A 22,624-nucleotide genomic window follows, 5' to 3' on the forward strand; every position below is an offset into this window, starting at 1 on the left:
TCTAGGGAGTTTAGCTCAGCTGGGAGAGCATCTGCCTTACAAGCAGAGGGTCAGCGGTTCGATCCCGTTAACTCCCAAAGGTCCCGTAGTGTAGCGGTTATCACGTCGCCCTGTCACGGCGAAGATCGCGGGTTCGATTCCCGTCGGGACCGTTTAAGATAACGTAAGTTATTTTAGACTCGTTAGCTCAGTTGGTAGAGCAATTGACTTTTAATCAATGGGTCACTGGTTCGAGCCCAGTACGGGTCATATATGCGGGTTTGGCGGAATTGGCAGACGCACCAGATTTAGGATCTGGCGCTTAACGGCGTGGGGGTTCAAGTCCCTTAACCCGCATTAAGATATAATAAATGAGCCGGCTTAGCTCAGTTGGTAGAGCATCTGATTTGTAATCAGAGGGTCGCGTGTTCAAGTCATGTAGCCGGCATTTTTAGATAGAAGAAAACAGTGCGAACGTAGTTCAGTGGTAGAACACCACCTTGCCAAGGTGGGGGTCGCGGGTTCGAATCCCGTCGTTCGCTTAGAGAGGCCGGGGTGGCGGAACTGGCAGACGCACAGGACTTAAAATCCTGCGATTGGTAACGATCGTACCGGTTCGATTCCGGTCCTCGGCATAATATAATGAGCACCCTTAGCTCAACTGGATAGAGTACCTGACTACGAATCAGGCGGTTAGAGGTTCGACTCCTCTAGGGTGCATTTTTCTATTTAACTCGGGAAGTAGCTCAGCTTGGTAGAGTACTTGGTTTGGGACCAAGGTGTCGCAGGTTCGAATCCTGTCTTCCCGATATATGGCGGTGTAGCTCAGCTGGCTAGAGCGTCCGGTTCATACCCGGGAGGTCGGGGGTTCGATCCCCTTCGCCGCTATAATGATCTTGTTGGACCTTTAGCTCAGCTGGTTAGAGCTCTCGGCTCATAACCGAGTGGTCGTAGGTTCAAGTCCTACAAGGTCCATTTAAATAATATGGAGGATTACCCAAGTCCGGCTGAAGGGAACGGTCTTGAAAACCGTCAGGCGTGTAAAAGCGTGCGTGGGTTCGAATCCCACATCCTCCTTTTGTATTAACGCGGGATGGAGCAGCTCGGTAGCTCGTCGGGCTCATAACCCGAAGGTCGTAGGTTCAAATCCTGCTCCCGCAATAAGGCTCGGTAGCTCAGTTGGTAGAGCAATGGATTGAAGCTCCATGTGTCGGCGGTTCGATTCCGTCTCGCGCCATTTTTATTTATAGTATTTATGCGGGTGTAGTTTAGTGGTAAAACTACAGCCTTCCAAGCTGTTGTCGCGAGTTCGATTCTCGTCACCCGCTTTGAACTTTGTTCAAATTACATTACCAAGTTTTTAACTTGGGCGCGTAGCTCAGGTGGTTAGAGCGCACGCCTGATAAGCGTGAGGTCGGTGGTTCGAGTCCACTCGTGCCCATTAATAGGAGAATTACTCAAGAGGCTGAAGAGGACGGTTTGCTAAATCGTTAGGTCGGGTAACTGGCGCAAGGGTTCGAATCCCTTATTCTCCGTTTTATTGAGAGTTTATAACTCTTTTTTTGTATTTTTAAGAATAGTAGAATAAAAACTTCAGATTTGTAAAACTTAATTGGATTACTTATCTGAAGTTTTTTTGGGCTCTTTGTCAACTGTAGTGGGCTGCAGAAAAGCTAAAATCTTTATATATTGTCGATTTTATGGTTGTGCTAGTTTATTATTACTTCCAACTCTTGAGTGAAATTTCTCCGCTATTGAGCCAGATTTCTTTTCCGTTATCACATTGAACTAAAAGTTTTCCATTTTCTGAGATGTCTTTAGCAAGTCCTTTGTAGTCTTTTTGATCCAGTGTGAAAGTAACTTCTTTTCCAAGAACAAATGACTGTTTTTTATAGAGGTATAATAACTCATCTGCTGGTGTTTCGAAGAAAGCACGCCAGATTTCTATGATTAATTCATTCCTTGTTATTGGAGCTGTAGTTTTAAATAAGCTAGCAGCTTTTTCTTTTAATTCTTGTGGGAAATCATTAATAGCGAAGTTGATTCCTACTCCAATAATGATATCTGTGACTAAGCCAGTTTCTACAGACGTCATTGCTTCAGTAAGGATTCCTCCAATTTTATGATTTTTGAGGTAGATATCATTGACCCATTTTATGTCGACATCTATTAATGTTAGGTTCTTAATGGCTTTGTAGATAGCTCCTGCTACAAGTAGTGTGTAGGATGGTAATTGGTCATAGGGGAGATTGGGTTTAAGATGGAGTGTCATATAAATGCCACCTTGGGGTGAGTAGAAAGAACGTTGAAAACGGCCTCGGCCAGCTGTTTGATAGGAAGCTAGATAGAGGGTGTTTGCTTCATTTCCTAAATCAATTGCTTCTTTTGCATCGAGTTGTGTTGATCTTGTTTCGGGTTTAAAACTGATTTTAATTGGAAGATTTTGTTCTAGAAGTTCTGGAAGAATAAGGTCTCCGTTCACCAGTTTATAGCCTTTGTTTTTGATACTATCAATTTCAATGCCTTCTTGTTCTAGACGCTTGATGGCTTTCCAAATTGATGTTCGGCTTAGTGATAGTTCTTCTGCGATTTTTTCTCCGCTGACATAGTCGATTTCTTTAGCTAGAATTTGGTAGACGGCTTGGTAAGATTTCATAGTGTTTCCTTTCTTTAGGAATTGTAAATGATTTAAATATAGTTTGGATAATTGGTCAAAACCTTATTATATTACTACTATTTTAACATATACCTAGTCTTTACGGTATGATTTTCTTATAGTAAATCTAGTCATTAAGTTTGAGTTTTGAAATATCAGTATTTTTGCTCCCTTTTTTACCTAGTAAACGTTTCCTTTGTTTTCAAATTGCTAAAAAAGTGGTACAATAAAGGGTAGCTTACTATTATCTGAATCAACTGATTTGGAGAGAAAGGATTCATTTTGAAATCAATAGGCTTTATTGAAAAGCTGAAAGGGTTGTCTAGTAAAGAGCTGATTTTATTGGGAATTATCCTGAGTATCTTTTTACCCTTTTATCTTTTTGTAGTTGTATTCTGTTTATATATTATCAGTTTAATTTTCACAGGAGACATGAAAAGTATTCTTCAGAAAATGGGGGAGCATCCGATGCTACTTCTTTTTCTTGGCTATAGTACTGTTATATCCGTTTTTGCACAAAATTGGATGGGAGTTGTGGCTTCAGTAGGAATTTTTCTATTTACTGTTTTCTTTTTGCATTATCAGTCGATTTTATCACATAAATTCTTTCGATTGATTTTGCAGCTCGTCTTGTTTGGTAGCGTTTTGTCAGCTGCTTTTGCGAGTTTAGAGCATTTCCAAATTGTGAAGAAATTCAACTATGCTTTTCTTTCACCCAATATGCAGGTCTGGCATCAGAATAGAGCAGAAGTGACCTTCTTTAATCCTAATTATTATGGAATTATTTGTTGTTTCTGTATCATGATTGCCTTCTATCTGTTTACAACGACCAAGTTGAATTGGTTGAAAGTATTCTGTGTGATTGCAGGTTTTGTTAATCTCTTTGGTTTGAACTTTACTCAAAATCGAACTGCCTTTCCTGCTATTATCGCTGGAGCAATCATCTATCTCTTTACGACCATTAAAAACTGGAAGGCCTTTTGGCTTAGTATTGGGGTCTTCGCGATTGGCTTGAGTTTCCTCTTTTCTAGTGATTTGGGAGTTCGGATGGGGACTTTGGATTCTTCTATGGAAGAGCGCATTTCTATCTGGGATGCTGGGATGGCCTTGTTTAAGCAAAATCCTTTTTGGGGTGAGGGGCCATTGACCTACATGCACTCTTATCCTAGGATAAATGCTCCTTATCATGAACATGCTCACAGTCTATATATCGATACGATTCTGAGTTACGGAATTGTGGGGACTATTTTATTAGTTTTGTCTTCTGTTGCTCCTGTTCGATTGATGATGGATATGAGTCAGGAGTCGGGGAAACGTCCGATTATCGGTCTTTATCTGTCTTTCCTTACAGTGGTTGCTGTACATGGAATTTTTGACTTGGCCCTCTTCTGGATTCAGTCAGGTTTCATTTTCTTACTAGTTATGTGCAGTATTCCGTTGGAGCATCGAACTTTGGTATCGGACATGACGGATTAAGTTTATAAGATTAAAATCTTCTATCTTGGGTAGGAGATTTTTTTACTGGGAAAAATTATTTCCAAATCGAAATAGTTGACAGTTAGAACGATGAGTGTTACAATTGTTTTATTCTTTTCGATATCGAAATAAATTGGAGGTGTTATGAAGGATAGTCATTTGCTAGCCCATCATATTCGTTTGTTGAATGGGCGGATTTTTCAAAAGTTACTGAGCCAAGACCCTGAAGCTCTTTATCGGAGTGAGCAGGGCAAGATTTTAGCGGTTTTATGGAATAGTGAAACTGGCTGTGCAACTGCAACAGATATTGCGCTTGCGACTGGGCTTGCTAATAATACGCTAACAACTATGATAAAAAAGCTAGAGGAACAAAATCTTGTAACTGTTAGTCCATGCGGGGAAGACAAGCGTAAGAAGTATCTAGTTTTAACAGATTTGGGGCAGTCCCAGAAAGAAGTGGGACATCGTGTCAGTCAGAAATTGGATACGATCTTTTACAAAGGATTTTCAGAGGAAGAAATTCGGCAGTTTGAAGCCTTTCAAGAAAGAATTTTGGCTAATCTGAAAGAGAAGGAAAATGAGGTTTAAAATGGAGCAAATTAGCTGTTTATAAGTAAAGGCCACTTTTGACTTTGTTTTCTAACTCTTAGGACAAGGAAACTATGTGGTTAGCTATGGTCAGACTCAGATTGATGGGGTTGCTTATGCCCAGTACGGTATCTTCCGTCTAGAAAACGGGAAAATTGTGGAGCATTGGAATAATAAAGAAGTTATGCCTAGGGTAGAAGAATTGACCAATCGAGGCAAGTTTTAAATTGAGGATACAGAATGATTGAATACAAAAATGTAGCTTTACGTTACACAGAAAAAGATGTCTTAAGAGATGTCAATTTACGGATTGAGAATGGCGAGTTTATGGTTTTAGTTGGTCCATCTGGCTCAGGTAAGACAACCATGATTAAGATGGTCAACCGCCTCTTGGAACCAACTGATGGAAATATTTATATGGATGGCAAGCGCATCAAAGATTATGATGAGCGTGAACTTCGTCTCTCTACTGGTTATGTTTTACAGGCCATTGCTCTCTTTCCAAATCTAACGGTTGCGGAAAATATTGCCCTGATTCCTGAGATGAAGGGATGGACTAAGGAAGAAATTGCTCAGAAAACAGAAGAGCTTTTGGCTAAGGTTGGTTTACCAGTGGCTGAGTATGGACATCGACTTCCTAATGAATTATCTGGTGGAGAACAGCAACGGGTCGGTATTGTTCGTGCTATGATTGGTCAGCCTAAGATTCTCCTCATGGATGAACCTTTTTCAGCCTTGGATGCTATTTCTCGCAAACAGTTGCAGGTTCTGACGAAAGAATTGCATAAAGAGTTTGGGATGACAACGATTTTTGTGACCCATGATACGGATGAAGCCTTGAAATTGGCAGACCGTATTGCTGTCTTGCAGGATGGAGAGATTCGCCAGGTAGCGAATCCCGAGACCATTTTAAAAGCCCCTGCAACAGAATTTGTAGCAGACTTGTTTGGAGGTAGTGTTCATGACTAATTTAATTGCAACTTTTCAGGATCGTTTTAGTGATTGGTTGACAGCTCTATCTCAACATTTACAGTTGTCGCTATTGACCTTGTTACTAGCTATCTTTATCGCGATTCCCTTGGCTGTTTATCTTCGCTATCATGAGAAGATGGCGGATTGGGTCTTGCAGATTGCAGGGATTTTTCAGACCATCCCGTCTCTGGCCTTGCTGGGGCTCTTTATCCCCTTGATGGGAATTGGGACCTTACCAGCTTTGACAGCTCTAGTGATCTATGCGATCTTTCCGATTTTGCAAAATACCATCACTGGACTCAAGGGAATTGATCCAAGTCTACAAGAGGCTGGGATTGCCTTTGGGATGACTAGGTGGGAACGTCTCAAGAAATTCGAAATTCCACTTGCTATGCCTGTTATGATGTCTGGGATTCGGACGGCAGCGGTCTTGATTATCGGTACGGCAACCTTGGCTGCCTTGATTGGTGCAGGGGGACTGGGTTCCTTTATCCTTTTGGGAATTGACCGTAATAATGCCAGTCTGATTTTGATTGGGGCCCTTTCTTCTGCAGTGCTTGCCATTGCCTTTAACTTCCTACTAAAAGTGATGGAAAAGGCAAAATTACGGACGATTTTTTCTGGTTTTGCCTTGGTGACAATATTGCTTGGTTTGTCTTATAGTCCAGCCCTCTTGGCTCAAAAAGAGAAGGAAAATTTGGTTATTGCTGGAAAATTGGGACCGGAACCAGAAATTTTAGCTAATATGTATAAGTTGCTAATTGAAGAAAATACCAGTATGACTGCGACTGTTAAACCAAATTTTGGGAAAACAAGCTTTCTCTATGAAGCTCTGAAAAAAGGTGATATTGATATTTATCCTGAATTTACAGGTACGGTGACTGAAAGCTTGCTTCAGCCATCACCTAAAGTGAGTCATGAGCCAGAGCAGGTTTATCAGGTAGCGCGTGATGGTATTGCCAAACAGGATCGTCTAGCCTATCTCAAACCTATGTCTTATCAAAATACCTACGCTGTGGCTGTTCCGAAAAAGATTGCTCAAGAATATGGCTTGAAGACCATTTCGGACTTGAAAAAAGTAGAAGGACAGTTGAAAGCTGGCTTTACTCTCGAATTTAATGACCGTGAAGATGGCAATAAGGGCTTACAATCAATGTATGGTCTCAATCTCAATGTAGCTACGATGGAACCAGCCCTTCGCTATCAGGCTATTCAGTCAGGTGATATTCAAATCACGGACGCCTATTCGACTGATGCGGAATTGGCGCGTTATGATTTGCAGGTCTTGGAAGATGACAAGCAACTCTTCCCACCTTATCAAGGAGCTCCACTGATGAAAGAAGCTCTTCTCAAGAAACATCCAGAGTTGGAAACAGTTCTCAATAAATTGGCTGGTAAAATTACTGAAAGCCAGATGAGCCAGCTTAACTATCAAGTCGGTGTTGAAGGCAAGTCAGCAGAACAAGTAGCCAAAGAGTTTCTACAAGAACAAGGTTTGTTGAAGAAATAGTTTGAAAATGTCAAACTCAACTTTGTTAAACGACCATATAGAAAACTGCTCAGACAATGTTGTCTGGGCTTTTTTGATTGTTGAAAAGATAAAAACTCAGTAGCCTAGAAATAAGGCAACTGAGCTCTACTCTGTATTCAATTTTTAGGAATGAGAAGGTCTAGATAAAACTGGACAACTTCCTGGTATGTAAAGTCTTGTCCTTTTTTGAGCCACCAGGTCAATGTCTCGATAAAGTTGGACACGACCAAGTGTTGGAGGTAAGAAGTAGGCAGATTAGTGTGGGCTTCTTTTAACTCATCAGCCAACATGGGATAGACATGGTGTTCTAGCTCTTTATGGAGTTGACGGAGGAAGTAGTCATTTTTGGAAAATAGCAGACTGGTAACATGGTCCTGGTTTTTCTGAAAATGTAAAAAGATATGTGCGAGGTAGTCCTCGGTAGTAAAGTGTCCTTCCCTTTCAAAGAGATGATGAAAGAGGTAGCGACAGAGCTCATCTAAAAGGAGTTCCTTGCTTTCATAGTGACAGTAAAAAGTAGAACGCCCAACATCTGCTAGGTCAATGATATCCTGAACAGTAGTGGCATCATAGCCTTTGTCGTTCAAAAGTTGTAAAAAAGCTTGATAGATGGCTTTTTTCGTCTTGCTGACTCGACGGTCTCTTTTTGGCATGTAGACACTTGAGACAAACTGTTCAGAACTGAACATGGCTGACAGTTTGCTTCTATCCTTTCTTTGAATTTTATTAGATAATACAAATGAAAGAAGTATGTATATACCCATTATACCAAAGGAGGGAGAGAAATGAGTTCTAAAACATCTATCTGGTTAGCTTTTTTCTTAAATTTAAGCTATGCGATTGTTGAGTTTATCGCAGGAGGAATCTTTGGTTCGAGTGCAGTTCTTGCTGATTCCGTTCATGACTTGGGAGATGCTATAGCCATTGGCATCTCAGCCCTTTTAGAAACAATTTCAAACCGTGAAGAAGATAGACAGTACACCTTGGGTTACAAACGTTTTAGTCTTTTAGGAGCCATGCTAACGGCTGTGATTCTTATGATAGGGTCTGTCCTAGTGATCTTGGAAAATGTCACAAAGATTGTTCACCCGCAACCCGTCAATGAGGAAGGCATCCTCTGGCTGGGAATCATTGCAGTAGCCATTAATGTGCTAGCAAGTCTGGTAGTTCGTAAGGGGAAAACAAAGAACGAGTCAATTCTTAGCCTGCATTTTTTGGAAGACACTCTTGGTTGGTTGGCCGTCATTCTAATGGCGATTATTCTTCGATTTACGGACTGGTATATCCTCGATCCGCTTTTATCACTAGTTATTTCTATCTTTATTCTGTCGAAAGCCATTCCTCGCTTTTGGAGCGCACTGAAAATTTTCCTAGATGCTGTGCCAGAAGGAGTCGAGACAAGTGATTTGGAGAAGGATTTAGAGGCTCTACCCAATGTCAACAGTGTCAATCAACTTAGCATTTGGTCCATGGATGGTCTAGAGAATAATGCTATTGTTCACATTTGTATCAAGGACTGGGAACAGATGATGGAAACCAAAGAAGTGGTGCGTCAATGTTTAGAAGAAAGAGGCGTGCAGAATATCACTATTGAAGTAGATAGCAGTCAAAGCAATCATGCGCAACATAAGCGGAGGGTGAGAGAATTAGAGCAGAAGCATGGGCATCATCATTAGAAAAGCGACCTCGCTAGAGGTCGTTTTGTTATCCTATTCATTCCTTGTACTTTCTCTCAATGTCAGTCTGGTTCCCAGCATGGTTAGGCTAGGGATTTTGCGACCGTGGAGGACTTCCTTGTTAAGAATATCCATGCCTGCTCGGCCCATTTCTTCGGTATAGACGGTGATGCTGGAGAGGGGAGGATAGACCTGCTTGGTCAGGCTGGTATCGTTAAAGGAAATAAGGCTGACGCGGTCTGGCAGGCTGATTCCAGCTTCTTGGAGGGCACGGAGGGCACCGATAGCTAAACTATCGCTAGCTGCGAAAAATGCTGGTGGGAGTTGGTCTCCCAAGCTCTGAATGGCTTCCTTCATCAAGTCATAGCCAGACTGGGCAGTAAAGCTTCCTTGAAAGACCAGTTCATCATGATAGATTCCTTTTGTTTGACTGTAGTTCTTAAAATTTTCAAGTCGCTTGTCCTCAATGATTTCTTCTTGGTCAGTTGTTTCCTCAAGGCCGGTTAAAATTCCGATACGATTCAATCCTTGGCTGAGGAAATAATCGACAACCTGTTTCATGGCAGTGTAAAAGTCCGTGATAATGCAGGTGTGTCCCAGGGAAAGTGTATCACTGTCTAGAAAGACAAGAGGCTTTTGGTATTCTTCAAAGGCAGAAATCTGAGCTCGACTAAACTTTCCGATGCAGAGAATCCCAATCACTTCCTCGCTTAGGGTAAAAGGATGGTCATTAAAATAGCGTAAGATATCATAGTCCAGTTCTTGGGCTCTTTTTTCTATGCCTAGGCGAATCTGGTAGTAGTAGAGGTCGTCTAGCTCCCCTTGTTCGCTGACCCATTGGATAATGGCAATCTTTTGCTTGGGCTTGTGGGACTCGCCTGTCTTGAGATGCTTAGTGTAGCCCAGCTCTTCAGCAACGGTTAAAATACGGTGTCTGGTTTCTTCTGTGACAGATAGGCTCTGGTCGCGATTGAGGACACGGGATACGGTCGCGATAGAGACAGAGGCTAGCTGTGCAATGTCTTTTAAGGTAGCCATAAATCCTCCTCCTTTTAGGTTAGTATATCATATTTTTCTGCTTTTTACTGATAGTTTAGTAAAATTTTAGTAAAAAGGATTGACCTTGGAAAATCCCTTGTATACAATAGAAGAAAACGATTACATGTTAAGGTGACTTAACGGACAGTCAAAGGAGAATTCATATGTCACAACATCTTACTGCAGAAGCACTTCGTAAAGATTTTCTTGCTGTTTTTGGTCAAGAAGCAGACCAAACCTTCTTTTCACCAGGTCGTATCAACTTGATTGGTGAGCACACAGACTATAATGGTGGACATGTATTTCCAGCAGCCATTTCCTTAGGAACTTACGGTGCAGCTCGTAAGCGTGACGACCAAGTCTTGCGTTTCTACTCAGCCAACTTTGAGGACAAGGGAATTATCGAAGTGCCTCTAGCTGACCTCAAGTTTGAAAAAGAGCATAGCTGGACCAACTATCCAAAAGGGGTTCTTCATTTCTTGCAAGAAGCTGGACACGTGATTGACAAAGGTTTTGATTTTTATGTTTATGGGAATATCCCAAATGGTGCTGGCTTGTCTTCATCAGCGTCCTTGGAACTATTGACAGGGGTCGTTGCAGAGTATCTCTTTGGTTTAAAACTAGACCGTTTGGATTTGGTTAAAATCGGAAAACAAACAGAAAACAACTTTATCGGAGTCAACTCTGGTATTATGGACCAATTTGCTATTGGTATGGGAGCTGACCAACGTGCTATTTACTTAGATACTAACACTTTAGAGTATGACTTGGTGCCACTTGATTTGAAGGATAATGTCGTTGTTATTATGAATACCAATAAACGCCGTGAATTGGCGGACTCTAAATACAATGAACGCCGTGCTGAATGTGAAAAAGCAGTGGAAGAATTGCAAGCAGCCTTAGATATTCAGACCTTGGGTGAATTGGATGAGTGGGCCTTTGACCAATATAGCTATCTGATTAAAGATGAAAATCGTTTGAAACGTGCTCGCCATGCTGTGCTTGAAAACCAACGTACCCTCAAAGCTCAAGCAGCCCTTCAAGTAGGAGATTTGAAAACATTTGGTCGTTTGATGAATGCGTCACACATTTCTCTTGAGCATGACTATGAAGTAACTGGTTTGGAATTGGATACCCTTGTTCACACAGCTTGGGCACAAGAAGGTGTTCTCGGTGCTCGTATGACAGGGGCAGGTTTTGGCGGATGTGCCATTGCCTTGGTGCAAAAAGATGCTGTTGATGCCTTTAAGGAAGCTGTTGGCAAACACTACGAGGAAGTAATTGGATACGCTCCAAGCTTCTATATTGCTGAAGTTGCAGGTGGCACTCGCGTCCTTGACTAGTCAAAAGGAGGCTTTATGGTGACCTTAGTAGATAAATTTGTAACACATGTCATTTCTGAAAGTTCATTTGAGGAAATGGATCGAATCTACCTGACCAATCGTGTCTTGGCACGAGTGGGAGACGGTGTTTTGGAAGTTGAGACTGATCTGGATAAAGTGATTGACCTCAAGGACCAGCTGGTTGAGGAAGCCGTTCGATTAGAGACGATTGAGGATAGTCAGACTGCGCGTGAAATCCTTGGTGCTGAACTGATGGACTTGGTGACTCCTTGTCCGAGTCAGATTAATCGTGACTTTTGGGCAACCTACGCCCAGTCTCCTGAGCAAGCGATAGCGGATTTCTACCAACTCAGTCAGAAGAATGACTACATTAAACTCAAGGCCATTGCTAAAAATATCGCTTATCGTGTTCTGTCTGATTACGGTGAACTTGAAATTACCATCAACCTCTCTAAGCCTGAAAAGGATCCCAAAGAGATTGCGGCAGCCAAGTTGGTGCAAGCTAGCAATTATCCCCAGTGTCAGCTTTGTCTAGAGAATGAGGGCTACCATGGTCGAGTTAACCACCCAGCTCGCAGCAACCACCGTATTATCCGTTTTGAAATGGCTGGTCAGGAGTGGGGCTTCCAGTATTCGCCCTATGCTTACTTTAATGAGCATTGTATTTTCTTAGATGGCCAGCATCGTCCCATGGCCATTAGTCGTCAGAGCTTTGAACGTCTGCTTGCTATCGTAGAGCAGTTTCCAGGATATTTTGCAGGCTCTAATGCCGACCTGCCAATCGTGGGAGGCTCTATTCTGACTCATGATCACTATCAGGGAGGCCGGCACGTATTTCCTATGGAATTGGCTCCCTTGCAAAAGACCTTCCTATTTGCTGGTTTTGAGCAGGTCAAGGCTGGCATTGTCAAATGGCCAATGTCAGTATTGCGTTTGACTTCGGATTCCAAAGAAGATTTGATCAACTTAGCTGACAAGATTTTGCAGGAATGGCGTCAGTATTCAGATTCTGCAGTGCAGATTTTGGCAGAGACAGACGAGACACTGCATCACACCATCACACCAATTGCTCGTAAACGTAATGGACAATTTGAGTTGGACTTGGTCTTGAGGGACAATCAGATTTCTGCAGAACATCCTGATGGCATCTATCATCCTCACAAGGATGTCCAACATATCAAGAAGGAAAATATCGGCTTGATTGAGGTCATGGGCTTGGCAATCTTGCCACCACGTCTGAAAGAAGAAGTGGAGCAAGTCGCTAGCTATCTCGTGGGAGAAGCTGTTACAGTTTCCGATTATCATCAGGAATGGGCAGACCAACTTAGAGCCCAATATCCAGCCCTAACAGATAAAGAAAAAGCCCTTGAAATCGTCAAGGACTCTGTTGGTGCTATCTTTGCGCGTGTGCTTGAGGACGCAGGAGTCTACAAGCAGACAGAACAAGGACAGGCAGCCTTTATGCGCTTTGTGGAGCAGGTCGGAATTTTGCCAGACTAGGAGCTTTCTCCTTGCACAGTCCTATAAAAAGTAGTATCATAGTGTCGTTTGAAATATCAGGAGGAAACGATGAAAGACTTTCATTTTGACGCTATATCTGCCTTTGAAAATTACGAAATTGAACAAATGAGAGATGGTCACGTTGTGGTGACGACCAAAGTAGTGGACTCGTCTCTCAACTACTATGGCAATGCCCATGGTGGCTATCTCTTTACCCTTTGCGACCAGATCAGTGGTTTGGTGGTCATATCTCTGGGGCTTGATGGAGTGACGCTCCAGTCTTCTATCAACTACCTCAAAGCAGGAAAACTCGACGATGTGCTGACCATTAAAGGAGAATGTGTCCACCAAGGACGCACAACCTGTGTGGTGGATGTGGATATCACCAATCAAGAAGGCAGAAATGTCTGCAAAGCAACCTTTACCATGTTTGTCACAGGCCAGAGGTCAGAAGAAAGACAGGTAAGGATATAGAAAAAAGAGGTCTACACCTCTTTTTCTTATTTCTTTTTATGATTTAATACGGCATTGAGGACAATGGCGAGGAGGCTGGCTACGACGATTCCGTTTGAGAAGAACATTTGGAAGGCTGTCGGCATGCTGATGAAGAGATTACTGTTATTGAGACCGACACCTGCAGCGATTGAAACAGCTGCGATAAGGAAGTTGTGTTCATTGTTAGCAAAGTCAACACGAGCGAGGATTTGCATCCCTTGAATCGATACAAAACCAAACATCACTAGCATGGCACCACCGAGAACAGGGCTCGGAATGATTTGGGCAAGGGCGCCAAACTTAGGAAGGAGTCCAAGGAGAATGAGGAACCCAGCTGCGTAGTAGATTGGCAGGCGTTTCTTGATACCTGATAATTTAACCAGACCAACGTTTTGTGAAAATCCTGTGTAAGGGAAGGTGTTAAAGATTCCTCCGAGAAGAACGGCCAAACCTTCTGCACGGTAACCGTTGCGAAGGCGCGTGCTGTCGATTGGATCTTTTGTGATATCAGACAAGGCTAGGTAAACACCTGTTGACTCAACCATAGATACCGTTGCAATGATACACATCATGACAATCGATGAGATTTCAAAGGTTGGCATCCCAAAGTAGAGAGGAGTTGGGACATGGACAAGAGGTGCTGCAGCAACAGGAGAGAAGTCTACCAAGCCCATGCTAGCAGCGATGGCAGTTCCGACAACCAGGCCAATCAAAATAGAGATAGACTTGATAAATCCTTTGGTAAAGATGTTAATCAAGAGGATAATCAGAACAGTGATAGCTGCAAGTAAGAGACTTTGACCAGTTGGCTCTGGAACGTTATTTCCCATATTTCCAATAGCGACAGGAATCAAGGTTAAACCAATCGTGGTAATAACAGAGCCTGTTACGATAGATGGGAAGAGATTGGCTACTTTTGAGAAGATGCCTGAAACAAGAACTACGTAAATCCCTGATGCAATAAGGGCACCAAACATAGCACCACTACCATGGCTTTGCCCAATCATAATCAAAGGAGCGACCGACTGGAAGGCAACTCCGAGAACGACTGGTAGTCCAATTCCAAAGTATTTGTTGAGTTGGAGTTGGAGGAAGGTTGCCACCCCACACATGAAGATATCTGTAGAGATCAGGTAGGTCAACTGCTCAGCTGAATAGCCAAGAGCTGTCGCAATCATGATAGGAACCAGGATGGATCCTGAGTACATGGCTAGTAAGTGCTGCAAGCCAAGAACGGCTGCTTGCGAGTGTTTTTCTTGAGTTTGCATTAGAGATCTGCCTCCTTAAATACGACCTGACCATTTTCAAAACGATCCAAACGAGCGAGTGATAGAACAGGGTAACCTGCTTTTTCAAGCAAATCACGGCCATCTTGGAAAGATTTTTCAATCACGATCCCGATAGCTTCAACTGTGGCTCCAGCCTGTTCGATGATTTGAATCAAGCCTTTAGCAGCTTGGCCGTTAGCAAGGAAATCGTCGATAATCAAGACCTTGTCCTCTGGTGAGAGGAATTTTCCAGCGATAGAAACGGTGCTGGTCACTTGCTTGGTAAAGGAGTAAACTTCGGCAGTTAAGATGCCTTCGTTCATAGTGATGTTTTTAGCTTTTTTAGCGAAAATCATGGGAATGTTTAAGGCTTCAGCTGTAAAAATGGCTGGGGCAATACCTGACGCTTCAATGGTCACGACTTTGGTAATACCAGCAGCAGTAAATTTTTCCGCAAAAACCTTACCAATCTCTCGCATCAAGCTAAAGTCAACTTGGTGAGTTAAAAAGGAATCCACCTTGAGGATGTTGTCACCCAAGATGTGCCCATCCTTGAGGATGCACTCTTCTAATAATTTCATAAGACCTCCTAAAGTCTAAAAGCCAATTTACTTGTTGTTTAAATGTTTCTATAGTAATCCCTTTTACTAGTACTATATATTTGATAAAACTATTACGAGCGAAGCGAGTCTTATCAAATATTTCCCGTTGTAGTGGTATCATAGACAATAATCTTGTTATTGTCTATGACGGGATTTTTGAGACTTTTGGCTCAAAAATTAGGGATGAAATTCCGAAGGAAGTTGCTCCCGTCCGCACTAATTAATGGAAATATTAAAAATATTCAAAAAGGACTTACTTAATCTCTAAGTAAGTCCCCAAAATAGGCATGGCAAAAACGACCATACCTCACTTCTGACTTACTTATTGTTAGGTGTTCCGGCACCTTGTAGAAACGTCGTGCCAATTCACGACATAAACAAGTAAAATGATATTCAATTTTAAATAGGCTTGAGCCAATGTTTTTATTTTACACTAAATAACTTTAAAAATCAAATATTTTGTTAGTGTTTTGGTTTAAAAAACGAACAAATATCATAAAAAGGGGCAAGAATTAACTTATTAGCTAACATTTAGAAGGTTTTTCCATCATAAAAGGGCATATTATTAGGTTTTTAAACACCTGACAATATGCCTTTTTCTAACTTTAAAGACTTTTTCCCAATCTTTATTATTCTACTCGCTAAATCTTAAAAAATAACCATCTGGATCCAAAATCGCAAATTCATGGGGATATATAAAGCTATCTCCTACTCGAAATTCTCTTTTTGTGAGGGGACGATGGATAGGATAGTCAGCTTCCAGCAGTTTTTGGTGGAGCTGAGGAACATCTGCAATGCCAAAGGAAATATTGACACCGCGCCCGAAAGGATAGGTCAGCTGAGCTAATTCTTCTGCGCTTCCTTCTTCTAGCATAAGTTGGCAGTCTTCAATCGAGAGGAAGAGAAATTTCTCCTCTGGACGCTCGTATTCGACAGAGAATCCTAGCAGGTCACAGTAGAAGTGGCGTGATTTTTCGATGTCAGATACTACAAACTCAGGAATGACAGCTTGATAGTCCATTAGCTTTCTCCTTAGAGTTCAATCTCCATGACAATGGGTGTGTGGTCTTGGCGCGCACCGGAGTCAATCATATCAGACTTGGTGACCTTGTCAGCCACGCGGTTACTTGTGAGCCAGTAGTCGATTCTCCAGCCTGTATTGTTGATTTTAGAAGTCTTGCTGCGTTGTGCCCACCAAGTGTAGCGTTCGGGAACATCGCCGTGAATGTGGCGGAAGGTATCAGTAAATCCAGTTGCCAAAAGGTTGGTAAATCCAGCACGTTCCTCGTCGGTAAATCCAGGTGAACGGCGGTTGCTAGCAGGATTTGCAAGGTCAATCTCATTGTGGGCCACATTGTAGTCACCGGTCGCAAGGACTGGTTTTTCTTTGTCCAGTTCAGCTAAGTATTCTGCATATTTGACATCCCAGACTTGGCGTTCTTCCAAACGTTTGAGGCCGTCGCCAGCGTTTGGAGTGTAAACTTGGGTCACGAAAAATTCATCAAATTCTAGAGTGATGATGCGGCCTTCCAAGTCCATGGTAGAAGGAGCACCGATTTCTGGGAAAGTGACAGTAGGTGTAAGTTCTTTCTTATAAAGGAACATGGTTCCAGCATAGCCTTTACGGGCAGGTTCTTGAGAGGAACGCCAAGTGTTTTCATAGCCTGGAAAGAGTTCTTCAAGTACTTCTAGGTGTTTCTTAGTAGGCCCTTTTGCAGAAAGCTTGGTTTCCTGGATAGCGATAATATCAGCATTTTCGGCTACCAAGGTTTGTAGAACTTCTTGGGACAATTTTGCACGAGCTGAGTCGCTCGTTAGAGCTGCATTGAGGGAATCAATATTCCATGATAAGAGTTTCATAAAGTTACCTTTTTCATTGAGATTATACACTATATTATACCAAAAAAAGACGCATTTCCCCAACGTATGGTTTGAAAAATCAGACTCTTTCGTTTATAATTAAGAATGATTATATGAAAGGGAGTGAAAATAAATGAAATTTTACTCATATGACTATGTGCTTAGCCAAATCAGTCAGCAAAATAGCATCATGATTGGCTTTGGGATTGTGCTCCTAGCTATCACAGGATTTTTTGCTTTTAAGGCTTATCGAGATAAAAAGGGAACTAAATTTCGGGAATTGGTCATGATTTTGGCCTTGACTTTGGTAACCATGCTTTTGGTGACGATTTCAAAATACCAGACCAATCAAGCCTCAAACAACCAATTTCAAACTTCACTTCATTTCATAGAGGTTGTTTCCAAAGACTTGGGAGTGGATAAATCAGAAGTTTATGTCAATACTTCAGCTGCCACTGATGGAGCGCTTGTCAAGGTAGGTTCAGATTTCTACCGTGCCATGAACGGGAGCCAACCAGACAAGTATCTTTTAGAGAAATTAGAATTGCATCAAACAGACGCTATCGAATTGGTGGAGGTAAACAAATGACACTCAACTATATGGAAATTTTAATCAAACTGGCCTTGGGTCTTTTCTCGCTGGTTTTTGTTATCAATGTGACAGGAAAAGGAAACCTAGCACCTAACTCTGCGACAGACCAAATTCAGAACTATGTTCTCGGTGGTATCATCGGTGGGGTGATTTACAATAGTTCAATCAGTATTCTGCAATACGCAGTGATTTTGATGATGTGGACGATTTTGGTCTTGACCCTCAAATGGCTTAACAACAATGTTCGTTTTGTCAAACGCTTGATTGATGGGAAACCAACTCTCCTCATCAAAAATGGGAAGATTGACCCAGAAGCCTGTCGTTCAGTTGGCTTGTCTGCATCGGATGTAGCCCTCAAACTTCGTAGCCAAGGAATTTTCCAGATGAAACAGGTCAAACGAGCTGTGCAGGAGCAAAATGGCCAACTCATCGTGGTCCAAATGGGAGATGAAAATCCTAAGTATCCAGTTGTGACTGACGGTGTGATCCAAGTCGATGTTTTGGAATCGATTGGCCGTAGCGAAGAGTGGTTGCTTGATAATCTCAGCAAACAAGGGCATGACAATGTAGCCAATATCTTTATCGCTGAGTATGACAAGGGTGTCGTCTCAGTCGTAACCTATGAATAAGAAAAACCTGGGGTCTTGGCCTCAGGTTTCAATTTGCAATCAGAAAGGGATTTTATGTCCATTATTCAAAAACTTTGGTGGTTTTTCAAGTTAGAAAAACGCCGTTATCTAGTCGGGATTGTGGCCCTGGTTTTGGTTTCCGTCCTCAACCTCATTCCCCCCATGGTTATGGGGCGGGTCATTGATGCTATCACATCGGGGCAATTAACCCAGCAGGACCTCCTTCTTGACCTATTTTACTTGCTTCTTGCGGCCTTTGGGATGTACTATCTGCGCTATGTTTGGCGGATGTATATCCTTGGGACTTCCTACCGTCTGGGACAGATTATGCGCTCTCGCTTGTTTGAGCATTTTACAAAAATGTCTCCATCCTTTTATCAGACCTATCGTACAGGGGACCTGATGGCACACGCTACAAATGATATCAATGCCTTGACGCGTCTCGCAGGGGGTGGTGTCATGTCTGCGGTGGATGCCTCAATCACAGCTCTAGTGACCTTGCTGACCATGCTCTTTAGCATCTCATGGCAGATGACTCTTGTTGCCATTCTCCCCCTACCTTTCATGGCCTATGCGACTAGTCGTTTAGGAAGAAAGACTCACAAGGCCTTTGGTGAATCGCAGGCTGCCTTTTCTGAACTCAATAACAAGGTACAAGAGTCCGTATCAGGTATCAAAGTGACCAAGTCTTTCGGTTATCAGGCGGACGAGTTGAAGTCTTTTCAGGCAGTCAATGAATTGACCTTTCAAAAGAACCTCCAAACCATGAAATACGATAGCCTCTTTGACCCCATGGTTCTCTTGTTTGTTGGTTCCTCCTATGTTTTAACGCTCCTGGTAGGCTCTTTGATGGTTCAGGAAGGGCAGATTACGGTTGGTAATCTAGTTACCTTTATTAGTTACTTGGATATGTTGGTTTGGCCTCTTATGGCCATCGGTTTCCTCTTTAATATTACCCAGCGAGGGAAGGTTTCTTACCAGCGGATTGAGGAACTTTTGTCTCAGGAATCACCTGTACAAGACCCTGAGTTTCCTCTAGACAGTATTGAAAATGGACGTTTGGAATATGCCATTGACAGCTTTGCCTTTGAAAATGAGGAAACACTGACGGATATTCACTTTAGTTTGGAAAAAGGGCAAACTCTGGGATTGGTTGGGCAGACAGGCTCTGGGAAAACGTCCTTGATTAAGCTCCTCTTGCGTGAATATGATGTGGATAGAGGAGCCATTTATCTAAATGGTCATGATATTCGCGACTATTGTCTGACAGACCTTCGCAGTCTTATAGGCTATGTTCCTCAGGACCAGTTTCTCTTTGCGACCTCTATCTTAGACAATATCCGCTTTGGCAATCCTGATTTACCACTTTCAGCGGTCGAGGAAGCAACTAAGCTAGCCCAAGTTTACCAAGACATTGTAGACATGCCTCAGGGATTTGATACGTTGATTGGTGAAAAGGGAGTTAGTCTTTCTGGTGGTCAAAAGCAACGTCTGGCTATGAGTCGGGCTATGATTTTAGACCCTGATATCTTGATTTTAGATGATTCCTTGTCAGCTGTGGATGCTAAGACAGAGTATGCGATTATCGACAATCTCAAGGAGACGCGCAAAGACAAGACAACCATTATCACAGCTCATCGTCTCAGTGCGGTTGTCCATGCAGATTTGATTTTAGTCCTGCAAAATGGACAGATTATCGAACGGGGTACACACGAAGATCTGCTAGCGTTAGATGGCTGGTATGCCCAAACCTACCAGTCTCAGCAGTTGGAAATGAAAGGAGAAGAAGATGCAGAATAAGCAAGAACAATGGGCTGTATTGAAGCGCTTGATGTCTTATCTCAAGCCTTACGGCCTCCTGACCTTTTTGGCACTCAGTTTTCTCTTAGCGACGACAGTCATTAAAAGTGTCATTCCCCTCGTGGCTTCCCACTTTATCGACCATTATCTGAGCAATCTTAACCAAGTTGCGGTTACCGTTTTGCTGGCCTATTATGGCCTTTATATCCTACAAACTCTAGTTCAGTATGTCGGCAATCTTCTCTTTGCGCGGGTGTCCTACAGTATTGTCAGAGATATTCGTCGCGATGCCTTTGCCAATATGGAAAAGTTAGGTATGTCTTATTTTGATAAGACACCAGCAGGCTCCATCGTTTCTCGTTTGACAAATGATACCGAGACCATCAGTGATATGTTTTCTGGCATTTTATCCAGCTTTATCTCAGCAGTTTTCATCTTTCTGACAACTCTTTATACTATGTTGGTGTTGGATTTTCGTTTGACAGCTTTAGTCCTGCTCTTTCTTCCCTTGATTTTTCTTTTGGTCAATCTCTATCGGAAAAAGTCAGTGAAAATCATCGAGAAAACCAGAAGTCTCTTATCAGATATCAATAGCAAGCTGGCTGAAAACATCGAGGGAATCAGGATTATCCAGGCCTTTAATCAAGAGAAGCGCCTGCAGGCAGAATTTGATGAGATCAACCAAGAACACTTGGTCTATGCCAACCGTTCTGTAGCCTTGGATGCACTCTTTTTGAGACCTGCCATGAGTTTGCTGAAACTGCTAGGCTATGCCGTTTTGATGGCCTACTTTGGTTACCGTGGCTTTTCTATCGGGATAACGGCCGGAACCATGTATGCCTTTATCCAGTATATCAATCGTCTCTTTGACCCCCTGATTGAGGTGACGCAAAACTTTTCAACCCTTCAAACATCCATGGTGTCTGCAGGCCGTGTCTTTGCCTTGATTGACGAGAAGACCTATGAGCCTCTTCAAAAAGATGGGCAAGCCAAAGTCCAAGAGGGCAATATCCGTTTTGAACATGTGTGCTTCTCGTATGATGGCAAGCACCAGATTCTGGATGACATTTCCTTTTCGGTTAAGAAGGGTGAAACCATTGCCTTTGTAGGGCATACAGGTTCGGGGAAATCTTCCATTATCAATGTCCTCATGCGTTTTTATGAATTCCAGTCAGGCCGAGTTTTCTTGGATGATGTGGATATCAGGAACTACAGTCAGGAAGAGCTGAGAAAAAACATCGGACTGGTCTTGCAGGATCCCTTCCTCTATCATGGGACCATTAAGTCCAATATTGCCATGTATCAAGAAATCAGTGATGAGCAGGTCCAGGCTGCAGCTGCTTTTGTCGATGCAGATTCCTTTATTCAAGAACTTCCTCAGGGTTATGATTCCCCTGTTTCCGAGCGTGGTTCGAGCTTCTCTACTGGTCAGCGCCAGCTTCTGGCCTTTGCTAGAACAGTAGCCAGTCAGCCTAAAATTCTGATTTTGGATGAAGCGACAGCCAATATTGACTCTGAAACAGAAAGTTTGGTTCAAGCTTCACTAGCTAAGATGAGACAGGGACGGACAACCATTGCCATCGCTCACCGCCTTTCGACCATCCAAGACGCCAACTGTATTTATGTTTTGGATAAGGGACGCATTATCGAGAGTGGAACTCATGAGGAACTCTTGGCCTTGGGAGGAACCTACCACAAGATGTATAGCTTGCAGGCAGGGGCCATGGCCTAATACTCTTTGAAAATCTCTTCAAACCAGGTCAGCTTTATCTGAAACCTAAAAGCTGTACTTTGATTTTCATTGAGTATAAGAAGGAAATCCGTCAAATTACAGATTTCTTTCACCGCCTTTTCCATTTTGTGGTATAATGAAAAATGTTGACAAATAGTATAATAAAAACAAAGGAGAAACAGCATGCTGAAATGGGAAGACTTGCCCGTGGAAATGCAATCAAGCGAGGTTGAGTCTTACTACCAGCTTGTCTCTAAAAGGAAGGGGTCGCTGATTTTCAAGCGTTGTTTGGACTGGGTTCTGGCCTTGGTCTTGCTAATTTTGACTTCCCCAGTCTTTCTTATCTTGAGTATTTGGATCAAGTTGGATAGCAAGGGGCCTGTTATTTACAAGCAAGAGCGCGTGACCCAGTACAACCGTCCTTTCAAGATTTGGAAGTTCCGTACCATGGTGACGGATGCGGATAAAAAAGGAAGTCTGGTGACTTCTGCTAACGATAGTCGCATTACCAAGGTTGGAAATTTCATCCGCCGTGTGCGTTTGGACGAACTGCCTCAGTTGGTTAATGTCCTTAAAGGCGAGATGTCCTTTGTCGGGACGCGTCCTGAAGTGCCACGTTACACAGAGCAGTATAGCCCTGAAATGATGGCGACCTTGCTTTTACCAGCAGGAATTACCTCTCCAGCCAGTATCAACTACAAGGATGAGGACACCATCATCAGTCAAATGACGGAGAAAGGTCTGTCTGTTGACCAAGCTTATGTAGAGCATGTTCTTCCTGAAAAGATGCGCTATAATCTCGCTTATCTCCGAGAATTTAGTTTCCTTGGAGACATCAAAATCATGTTTCAAACCGTGTTTGAAGTGCTAAAATAAAGTAGTCATGA

At 42.6% G+C, this 22,624-nt stretch carries 20 protein-coding genes, 17 tRNA genes, 1 pseudogene and 1 riboswitch; of the genes and pseudogenes, 31 read left to right on the forward strand and 7 right to left on the reverse strand.

All coding sequences use genetic code 11. From position 1 onward, the window contains the following. Positions 1-4 precede the first annotated feature (4 nt). From N8M66_RS05995 to N8M66_RS06075, 17 genes are all read left to right on the forward strand, one after another. Positions 5-77: transfer RNA gene (locus tag N8M66_RS05995), tRNA-Val, on the forward strand. Positions 78-79: 2 nt separating this feature from the next. Beyond that, a tRNA-Asp gene (locus N8M66_RS06000) sits at positions 80-152 on the forward strand. Between the two features lie 24 nt (positions 153-176). Then, positions 177-249 (forward strand) — tRNA-Lys (locus N8M66_RS06005). A gap of 5 nt (positions 250-254) precedes the next feature. Next, positions 255-336, forward strand: a tRNA-Leu gene (locus N8M66_RS06010). Between the two features lie 18 nt (positions 337-354). Further along, positions 355-427 (forward strand) — tRNA-Thr (locus N8M66_RS06015). 22 nt (positions 428-449) lie between these two features. After that, positions 450-521: transfer RNA gene (locus N8M66_RS06020), tRNA-Gly, on the forward strand. A 7-nt stretch (positions 522-528) separates the two neighbouring features. Next, positions 529-614, forward strand: a tRNA-Leu gene (locus tag N8M66_RS06025). An 11-nt stretch (positions 615-625) separates the two neighbouring features. Next, positions 626-699 (forward strand) — tRNA-Arg (locus tag N8M66_RS06030). Positions 700-714: 15 nt separating this feature from the next. Then, positions 715-788, forward strand: a tRNA-Pro gene (locus N8M66_RS06035). A 5-nt stretch (positions 789-793) separates the two neighbouring features. Then, positions 794-867, forward strand: a tRNA-Met gene (locus tag N8M66_RS06040). A gap of 13 nt (positions 868-880) precedes the next feature. After that, positions 881-954 (forward strand) — tRNA-Ile (locus N8M66_RS06045). A 12-nt stretch (positions 955-966) separates the two neighbouring features. Then, positions 967-1,056, forward strand: a tRNA-Ser gene (locus tag N8M66_RS06050). Between the two features lie 10 nt (positions 1,057-1,066). Next, positions 1,067-1,140, forward strand: a tRNA-Met gene (locus N8M66_RS06055). Positions 1,141-1,143: 3 nt separating this feature from the next. Next, positions 1,144-1,216: transfer RNA gene (locus N8M66_RS06060), tRNA-Phe, on the forward strand. A gap of 20 nt (positions 1,217-1,236) precedes the next feature. Next, positions 1,237-1,307: transfer RNA gene (locus N8M66_RS06065), tRNA-Gly, on the forward strand. Between the two features lie 39 nt (positions 1,308-1,346). After that, positions 1,347-1,420, forward strand: a tRNA-Ile gene (locus tag N8M66_RS06070). A gap of 6 nt (positions 1,421-1,426) precedes the next feature. After that, a tRNA-Ser gene (locus tag N8M66_RS06075) sits at positions 1,427-1,514 on the forward strand. Between the two features lie 185 nt (positions 1,515-1,699). Here N8M66_RS06075 and birA read toward each other — a convergent pair. Then, on the reverse strand, positions 1,700-2,635 hold the full coding sequence (birA, locus tag N8M66_RS06080) for a bifunctional biotin--[acetyl-CoA-carboxylase] ligase/biotin operon repressor BirA (RefSeq protein WP_261046204.1): 936 nt from the start codon (positions 2,633-2,635) through the stop codon (positions 1,700-1,702). 282 nt (positions 2,636-2,917) lie between these two features. Between birA and N8M66_RS06085 the strand changes: the two genes are divergently transcribed. The 5 genes and pseudogenes from N8M66_RS06085 to N8M66_RS06105 all read left to right on the forward strand — a co-directional run bounded on the left by N8M66_RS06085 (position 2,918) and on the right by N8M66_RS06105 (position 7,181). Continuing rightward, positions 2,918-4,111 carry an O-antigen ligase family protein gene (locus N8M66_RS06085; protein ID WP_064275733.1) on the forward strand — a complete coding sequence of 398 codons (1,194 nt, stop codon included), beginning with the start codon at positions 2,918-2,920 and terminating at the stop codon, positions 4,109-4,111. 144 nt (positions 4,112-4,255) lie between these two features. Continuing rightward, positions 4,256-4,699: a MarR family winged helix-turn-helix transcriptional regulator gene (locus N8M66_RS06090; RefSeq protein ID WP_084950227.1), complete on the forward strand. Its 444-nt coding sequence runs from the start codon at positions 4,256-4,258 to the stop codon at positions 4,697-4,699. A gap of 34 nt (positions 4,700-4,733) precedes the next feature. After that, positions 4,734-4,925, forward strand: a pseudogene (locus N8M66_RS06095) (polyketide cyclase); the annotation flags it as partial. Positions 4,926-4,939: 14 nt separating this feature from the next. Beyond that, a complete protein-coding gene (locus N8M66_RS06100; protein ID WP_084928217.1) occupies positions 4,940-5,668 on the forward strand; it encodes an ABC transporter ATP-binding protein in 729 nt (242 codons plus the stop codon). Then, on the forward strand, positions 5,661-7,181 hold the full coding sequence (locus N8M66_RS06105; RefSeq protein ID WP_084928218.1) for an ABC transporter permease/substrate-binding protein: 1,521 nt from the start codon (positions 5,661-5,663) through the stop codon (positions 7,179-7,181). The genes N8M66_RS06100 and N8M66_RS06105 overlap by 8 nt, the downstream gene beginning before the upstream one ends. A 137-nt stretch (positions 7,182-7,318) precedes the next feature. On the opposite strand, the gene N8M66_RS06110 is transcribed toward N8M66_RS06105, so the two are convergent. Further along, a complete protein-coding gene (locus N8M66_RS06110) occupies positions 7,319-7,855 on the reverse strand; it encodes a TetR/AcrR family transcriptional regulator (protein WP_004235331.1) in 537 nt (178 codons plus the stop codon). 132 nt (positions 7,856-7,987) lie between these two features. On the opposite strand from N8M66_RS06110, the gene N8M66_RS06115 reads away from it, so the two are divergent. After that, on the forward strand, positions 7,988-8,878 hold the full coding sequence (locus N8M66_RS06115; RefSeq protein ID WP_000095928.1) for a cation diffusion facilitator family transporter: 891 nt from the start codon (positions 7,988-7,990) through the stop codon (positions 8,876-8,878). Positions 8,879-8,911: 33 nt separating this feature from the next. Here N8M66_RS06115 and galR read toward each other — a convergent pair whose 3' ends face one another. Next, complete coding sequence (galR, locus tag N8M66_RS06120) at positions 8,912-9,916, reverse strand: DNA-binding transcriptional regulator GalR (protein WP_261046205.1); 1,005 nt, start codon at positions 9,914-9,916, stop codon at positions 8,912-8,914. A gap of 164 nt (positions 9,917-10,080) precedes the next feature. On the opposite strand from galR, the gene N8M66_RS06125 reads away from it, so the two are divergent. The 3 genes from N8M66_RS06125 to N8M66_RS06135 all read left to right on the forward strand — a co-directional run bounded on the left by N8M66_RS06125 (position 10,081) and on the right by N8M66_RS06135 (position 13,233). After that, positions 10,081-11,259 carry a galactokinase gene (locus tag N8M66_RS06125; protein ID WP_261046206.1) on the forward strand — a complete coding sequence of 393 codons (1,179 nt, stop codon included), beginning with the start codon at positions 10,081-10,083 and terminating at the stop codon, positions 11,257-11,259. A gap of 18 nt (positions 11,260-11,277) precedes the next feature. Beyond that, the gene (locus N8M66_RS06130) at positions 11,278-12,759 is read left to right on the forward strand and encodes a UDP-glucose--hexose-1-phosphate uridylyltransferase (RefSeq protein WP_261046382.1); all 1,482 of its coding nucleotides are present in this window, start codon (positions 11,278-11,280) and stop codon (positions 12,757-12,759) included. A 69-nt stretch (positions 12,760-12,828) separates the two neighbouring features. Further along, the gene (locus N8M66_RS06135) at positions 12,829-13,233 is read left to right on the forward strand and encodes a PaaI family thioesterase (RefSeq protein WP_000651224.1); all 405 of its coding nucleotides are present in this window, start codon (positions 12,829-12,831) and stop codon (positions 13,231-13,233) included. 26 nt (positions 13,234-13,259) lie between these two features. Here the strand turns inward: N8M66_RS06135 and N8M66_RS06140 are convergent, their stop codons facing one another. From N8M66_RS06140 to N8M66_RS06155, 4 genes are all read right to left on the reverse strand, one after another. After that, positions 13,260-14,522: a nucleobase:cation symporter-2 family protein gene (locus N8M66_RS06140; RefSeq protein ID WP_261046207.1), complete on the reverse strand. Its 1,263-nt coding sequence runs from the start codon at positions 14,520-14,522 to the stop codon at positions 13,260-13,262. Beyond that, positions 14,522-15,103: a xanthine phosphoribosyltransferase gene (locus N8M66_RS06145; protein WP_261046208.1), complete on the reverse strand. Its 582-nt coding sequence runs from the start codon at positions 15,101-15,103 to the stop codon at positions 14,522-14,524. The genes N8M66_RS06140 and N8M66_RS06145 overlap by 1 nt, the downstream gene beginning before the upstream one ends. 326 nt (positions 15,104-15,429) lie before the next feature. Then, positions 15,430-15,525: riboswitch (purine riboswitch) on the reverse strand. Between the two features lie 233 nt (positions 15,526-15,758). Further along, complete coding sequence (locus N8M66_RS06150) at positions 15,759-16,145, reverse strand: bleomycin resistance protein (RefSeq protein WP_000386214.1); 387 nt, start codon at positions 16,143-16,145, stop codon at positions 15,759-15,761. Positions 16,146-16,156: 11 nt separating this feature from the next. Continuing rightward, positions 16,157-16,984 (reverse strand): exodeoxyribonuclease III, encoded by an 828-nt coding sequence (locus N8M66_RS06155; protein WP_261046209.1) that lies wholly within the window; start codon positions 16,982-16,984, stop codon positions 16,157-16,159. 133 nt (positions 16,985-17,117) lie between these two features. On the opposite strand from N8M66_RS06155, the gene N8M66_RS06160 reads away from it, so the two are divergent. From N8M66_RS06160 to N8M66_RS06180, 5 genes are all read left to right on the forward strand, one after another. Next, positions 17,118-17,573, forward strand: a complete 456-nt coding sequence (locus tag N8M66_RS06160; RefSeq protein ID WP_261046210.1) for a DUF3290 domain-containing protein — start codon at positions 17,118-17,120, stop codon at positions 17,571-17,573. After that, the gene (locus tag N8M66_RS06165; protein ID WP_261015210.1) at positions 17,570-18,205 is read left to right on the forward strand and encodes a DUF421 domain-containing protein; all 636 of its coding nucleotides are present in this window, start codon (positions 17,570-17,572) and stop codon (positions 18,203-18,205) included. Before N8M66_RS06160 ends, N8M66_RS06165 begins: the two co-directional genes overlap by 4 nt. A gap of 54 nt (positions 18,206-18,259) precedes the next feature. Further along, the gene (locus N8M66_RS06170; protein ID WP_261046212.1) at positions 18,260-20,005 is read left to right on the forward strand and encodes an ABC transporter ATP-binding protein; all 1,746 of its coding nucleotides are present in this window, start codon (positions 18,260-18,262) and stop codon (positions 20,003-20,005) included. Continuing rightward, a complete protein-coding gene (locus N8M66_RS06175) occupies positions 19,995-21,737 on the forward strand; it encodes an ABC transporter ATP-binding protein (RefSeq protein ID WP_261046214.1) in 1,743 nt (580 codons plus the stop codon). Before N8M66_RS06170 ends, N8M66_RS06175 begins: the two co-directional genes overlap by 11 nt. Positions 21,738-21,920: 183 nt before the next feature. Then, positions 21,921-22,613: a sugar transferase gene (locus N8M66_RS06180; RefSeq protein ID WP_143989351.1), complete on the forward strand. Its 693-nt coding sequence runs from the start codon at positions 21,921-21,923 to the stop codon at positions 22,611-22,613. Positions 22,614-22,624: the final 11 nt, after the last annotated feature.

The organism is Streptococcus mitis, from assembly GCF_946188585.1.
GTDB classification, from domain to species: Bacteria; Bacillota; Bacilli; order Lactobacillales; family Streptococcaceae; genus Streptococcus; species Streptococcus mitis_DG.